The 5,106-nt window shown below is 77.4% G+C and carries 3 protein-coding genes; 1 reads left to right on the top strand and 2 read right to left on the bottom strand.

The features are described 5' to 3' along the window. Positions 1-41 precede the first annotated feature (41 nt). Positions 42-1,097, top strand: a complete 1,056-nt coding sequence (locus O4J56_RS31725; protein WP_270690916.1) for a phosphatidylinositol-specific phospholipase C domain-containing protein — start codon at positions 42-44, stop codon at positions 1,095-1,097. Positions 1,098-1,257: 160 nt separating this feature from the next. On the opposite strand, the gene O4J56_RS31720 is transcribed toward O4J56_RS31725, so the two are convergent. After that, positions 1,258-3,021, bottom strand: coding sequence for an ATP-binding cassette domain-containing protein (locus O4J56_RS31720; protein WP_408639202.1), 1,764 nt, complete (start codon positions 3,019-3,021; stop codon positions 1,258-1,260). 211 nt (positions 3,022-3,232) lie between these two features. Then, positions 3,233-5,029 carry an ATP-binding cassette domain-containing protein gene (locus O4J56_RS31715; protein WP_270690912.1) on the bottom strand — a complete coding sequence of 599 codons (1,797 nt, stop codon included), beginning with the start codon at positions 5,027-5,029 and terminating at the stop codon, positions 3,233-3,235. Positions 5,030-5,106: the final 77 nt, after the last annotated feature.

Here is a 5,106-nt window from a genome sequence, read left to right as displayed (position 1 = left end):
CTTCCCCCCACGGCCCCCACGGCCATCCCCAAGGAGGACCCGTGCCCCGCTCCCTCCCCGCTCCTCGGCTCCTCGGTGCCGCCGCCGCGTTCGGCCTGATCCTCGTCCCCGCCGCCCCCGTCGCGTCCGCCCACGCCGACTCCGGATCGATCGCCGCCACCACCTCGGTCGGCGTGCACAACGCCTACGAGAAGTCCGCCTTCCCCTACTTCGCCGACGCCCTGGACTCCGGCGCCGGGCTGCTGGAGCTCGACGTGTGGACCGACGAGCACAGCGGCGACTGGCGGGTCAACCACGACCTCATTGGCCAGAGCAACAACTGCGCCGGCGCGACCGACCCCGACGGCCTGCGCCGGGGCGGCGACGGCGACCTCCGCGCCTGCCTCACCGACATCCGCACCTGGCACGACACGCAGCCCGGCCACCGGCCCATCGTGCTCAAGATCGAGATGAAGGACGGGTTCCACGCGGCCGGGGGGCTGGGCCCCGCCGAGTTCGACACGCTCGTCGGCGAGACGCTCGGCGACGCCGTCCACCGCCCGGCCGACCTGCTCGGCGGCAGGGCCACCCTGGACGAGGCCGCCGCCGCGGGGGACTGGGCCGACCGCGACGCGCTCGCGGGCAAGGTCCTCATCGAGCTCATCCCCGGCACCGTCGAGCGGCAGAACCCCTTCGACGACCTGTGGACCGACGAGGAGTACGCCCGCCACCTGCGCGACCTCGCCGAGGAGGGCGGGATCGGCGGGGCCGCGGCCTTCCCCGCGGTCCTGGACGCCGAGGCCGGGGACCCGAGGGAGCGCTACGACGATGTGGGCCTGCGGCCGTGGTTCGTGGTGTTCGACGGCAGCGCCCCGGCCTACGCCGGCGGCGGCATCGACACCTCCTGGTACGTGGACAACAACTACCTGCTGATCATGACCGACGCCCACGCGGTGCCGCCGGAGATCGACCCGGTGTCCCCGGGCGAGGACGAGGCCGCGGCCCGGGTGGCCGAGCTGGCCGACGCCGGTGCGACGACGGTGACCAGCGACTGGACCGGCCTGCCGTCGGTCCTGGGCACGGTCCTCCCGCGCGGCGGCGGGAGCGGCGCGGCCTGAGCGGCGGCGTCCGCTGGAGCGATGGAGTCCCCGAAGACCGTCCACGGACGGCCGGGGCCCGGCCACGGTTCCCGAGGTCGGGCCGGGCCCCGGCCGTCGGAGACGCCGCCCGCCCACCCGCCAGGGATGACCACTCCCTTAGGCATCCTGCGGTCGCCGGTCACCCGGGCGCCTCCCAGTACCCCGTCAGGTCGCGGTAGAGCGGCGACGCGCGCAGCAGCTCCTCGTGCGTGCCGACCGCCGCGCACCTCCCGTCCAGGACCACGATCCGGTCGGCCCGCAGCGCCGATGAGAGCCGGTGGGCGATGACCAGCAGCGTCGTCCCCGGCCGCCGCGCCAGCGCCTCCTCCGCGCGCGCCTCGTCCTCCGGCGCGAGGTGGCAGGCGGCCTCGTCCAGGATCAGCAGCGGGGCGGGGGAGGCGTGGGCACGGCCGAGGCAGAGCATCTGCCGTTCACCGGCGGAGAGCGCGGCCGGGTCGACGTCGGCGCCGAGGCCGCCGAGGCGCTCCACCAGCGGGCCGAGGCCCAGCGCCGCCACCGCTTCGCGGATCGGCTCCTCCCCGGCCCCGGGGGCGAGTTGGGCCAGGTTCTCCCGGACGGTTCCGGCGAACACGTAGCCCTCCTGCGGGAGCAGGACCCGGGTGCGCGCCATCGGCCGCGAGGCCCGCCCCCGCACCGGCACACCGCTGAGGAACACCTCGCCCCGGTCGGGGGAGTGCAGGCCGGTCAGCACATGGGCGAGCGTCGACTTGCCGATGCCGCTGGGACCGACGACGGCGACGTGCTCCCCGGCGGGGACGGTGAGGTCGAACCCCTCCAGGAGCGGCGGCGTCCCGGCGCCGTAGGAGACTCGGAGGTCCCGGCACAGGATCGCGGGCGGGGCCGCGCCGCGCCCGGGCACGTCCCCCTCCGGCGGGCCTTCGGGCGGTCCGGTGTCCGCGCTCTGCCCGACGGCGGTCCCCACGTCCGGGCCCTCCGCCGGGCCCTCCCCCGTCCCCTCCGGCGGAACGAACCGCTCCAGCACCACGACCAGGCGGCTCCCGGCCGCGGCCACCGCCGTCATCATGGTCCGCAGCGCGGGGAGAAGGGACTGCACCAGGTAGGTCAGCGCCCCCATCAGGGCCCCGGCGCTCACCCCCCGGTCGAGCAGCCACGGCACGGCCGCCAGGAGCGTGACGACCGGGAGCTGTCCGGCCGCCCCCAGGGCCAGGGTGCGCACCGCCGTCCACCGGGCCAGGGACCGTCCCGCCGCGGCGGCCTCGTCGGCGAGTCCGTCCGGTCCGGTCCCGGCGGTGCGGGTCGTCCCGCAGGCCACCAGGTCGCGCAGTCCGGTGCGCAGGGCGGCGGCGCGGTCGGTGAAGGCCTCGTCCGCGTCGAGGTACCGGCGCTGCGCGGCGGCCATGGGGGGCAGGGTGAGCAGGAAGAGCAGCAGGCCCACGGCCATCGGCGGGAGCACGACCGGCAGCAGCTCGGGCGCGAGGGCCGCCATCCCGGCGACGGCGCCCACGGCGGTGAAGGCGAACGACCGCACCGTCAGCACCAGCCCGGCGAAGCCGTCCCGGGCGATCTCGGTCTGCCGGGTGAGGCGGGAGACGGCGGCGCGTTCGGCTTCGGCCGCGCGGGCCGGGTCGGCCACGGCCCGGCCCAGGGCCTGGTCGGCGGCGCGCCGCACCAGCCCGTCCCGGAAGGGTTCGACGAGCCCGGAGAGCCGCCGGAACACGCCGCGCAGGACCGGCCCGGCGAGCAGCACCGAAGCGGCGGCGACGGCGAGCCACGCCAGCCCTTCGGCGGGCCGCCCGGCGAGGAACCCGCGGTCGAGGGACCAGGCGACGGCGAAGCCGACGAGGAAGGTCTGGACCGACTCCAGCAGCGACCACGCGGCGAGCCCGATGAGGGCGCCCTTGTGGCGCCGGAAGAAGCGCAGCCCGAGCGGGAGGAGTCTGCGGACGGTCCCCCGGTACGGGCGTCGCGGTTCGCGGGGCCGTGCGCCGTCGGCATCCGGCGGCGTTCGGGCAGGACTTCCAGAAGCCGTCGCGGCGGAGTTCAACCTGCCCCCTTCTGTGCGGGACCGGTCGGAGGGGAGCCCCGCCGTTCGCGGTGGACGGCCGCACGGTGCCGAGGGGTATCACGGGAATTCACACCGGTCGCTCCTCTCCGAGGCCGGGGCCGGGGATGTCATGCCGTTCCGCCGTCGGCGGCGTGTCCGAGGCGTGGCCGAAGACCGCGCGGTACTCCGGATCGCCCCACAACTCCTTGTGGGGGCCCACCGCCCGGACGCGGCCCTCCTCCAGCCACACCACCAGGTCCGCCCGCGCCGCCGACGAGAGGCGGTGCGCGACCATCAGCCTGGTCCCGGGGCGGACCCGGTGGGTCAGCGCGCGGTCCACCTGCCGTTCGGTCGCGGTGTCCAGGCTGGAGGTGGCGTCGTCCAGGATCAGCAGCCGCCCGGCGTGGGCGAAGGCCCGCGCCAGCCCCAACCGCTGCAGTTCCCCGCCCGAGAGCGGGGCCTCGTCCAGCGGCGTCGCATACCCCTGGGGAAGCGTCCGGATGAAGGCGTCCGCCCCGGCCGCTCGCGCCGCCGATCGCACACTCTCCGCCGAGGCCGTCTCGGCGCCCGCCGCGACGGCGTCGGCGACGGTGGCCCCGGACAGGTGCGGCCGCTCGAACGCGTACCCCACCTCCCTGCGCAGCTCGGCCTCCGCGAGCCGGTCCAGGCGCACGCCGTCCAGCAGCACCTCCCCTTCGTCGGGGTCGGCCAGGCGCCCCGCCACCTCCGCGAGCGTCGACTTGCCCGCCCCCGAGCGGCCGACCACGGCCGCCGTCAGTCCGCCGGGGACGCGCAGGTCGACCCCGCGCAGCGGCTGGGCCTGCCCGCGCCGCACTCGCACGCCGCGCAGTTCCAGCGTCCCCGGGCCTCCCGGCGGCAGTCCGGACGTCCCGTAGCGCAGCGACGGCGCGCGGACCAGGGCGTCGACGCGGCGCGCCGCCGTCCGCCCGCGCACGAGCGCCCCCAGCGGCTCGGCCACCGCCCCCAGCCCCGCGGCCAGGGACGCGTAGCGCGACACCGCCAGCAGGTCGCCGACGCTGAGCCGCCCGGCGGCCAGCCCGAGCCCGCCCACCGCGAGCACGACCGTGACCAGCAGGGGCATGAGCACGCCGCTGCGCGCCATCGCAGAGCCGTGCACCGCCCACATCCCCCGCCCCGCCGTGCTGAGCGCGCCGAGCGGCCGGAGGACGCGGTCGCGCTCGGCGTCCACCGTGGCGGAGGCGGCGATGGCGCGGGCGCCCCCCAGGGCGTCCGTCAGCCGGGAGGCGATGGCGGCCTGCACCTGCAGGTAGCGCCCGACGCTCTCGGTGGAACGGCGGGCGAACGACCGCAGGAGCAGCACCAGCAGGGGCAGCCCCGCCGTGAACGCCAGCGCCGTCCACGGGTCGATGAGGACCAGGGCGATCAGCGCTCCGACCGGCGCCAGCGCCGCGGCGGCCACCTGTGCTGCCGCGGCGGGGGCCGCTCCGGCCTCGGCGGCGTTGGCCGACAGGCGCGTCGCCACCTCGCCGGGGGAGTGCCGGGCGGCTTCGGGAGGGGAGGTGGCGAGCAGGCCGGCGACCGCCCTGCGGCGGAGCCACGCGGTGGAGTGGGCCCCCACCGTCCCCGACAGAAGGGCGGTACAGGCGCCCAGGACCACCTCGGCCGCGGCGAGCCCCGCCGCGGCGGCGAGCATGCGCCCCGCGCCGGGGGCACGGTCCAGCAGGAGGTCGAGGGTGGTGCCGAGCACGGCGGGGAGCGCGATCGAGGCCGCGGCGGCCCCGGCCGAGCACAGGAGGATCCCCGCGGTACGTCCGGCACTGGCCCGCGCGACCCGGGCCAGCAGCACGTCGGCGGACCGGGCGGCCGCCCTGCCGCCGTCGTCGGGTCCGTGGGTGAACACCATCCGTGGCCCTTCCTTGACGTGGGGGCGGGGCGGCGTCGGTCCCTGCTCGTGAAGACCTGGGAGCCCCACTGTCGTGG

This window comes from Nocardiopsis endophytica, from assembly GCF_027706725.1.
GTDB lineage: Bacteria > Actinomycetota > Actinomycetes > Streptosporangiales > Streptosporangiaceae > Nocardiopsis_A > Nocardiopsis_A endophytica.
The sequence above is the reverse complement of the archived record's forward strand: the minus strand, read 5'-3'. Positions and strand labels throughout refer to the sequence as shown.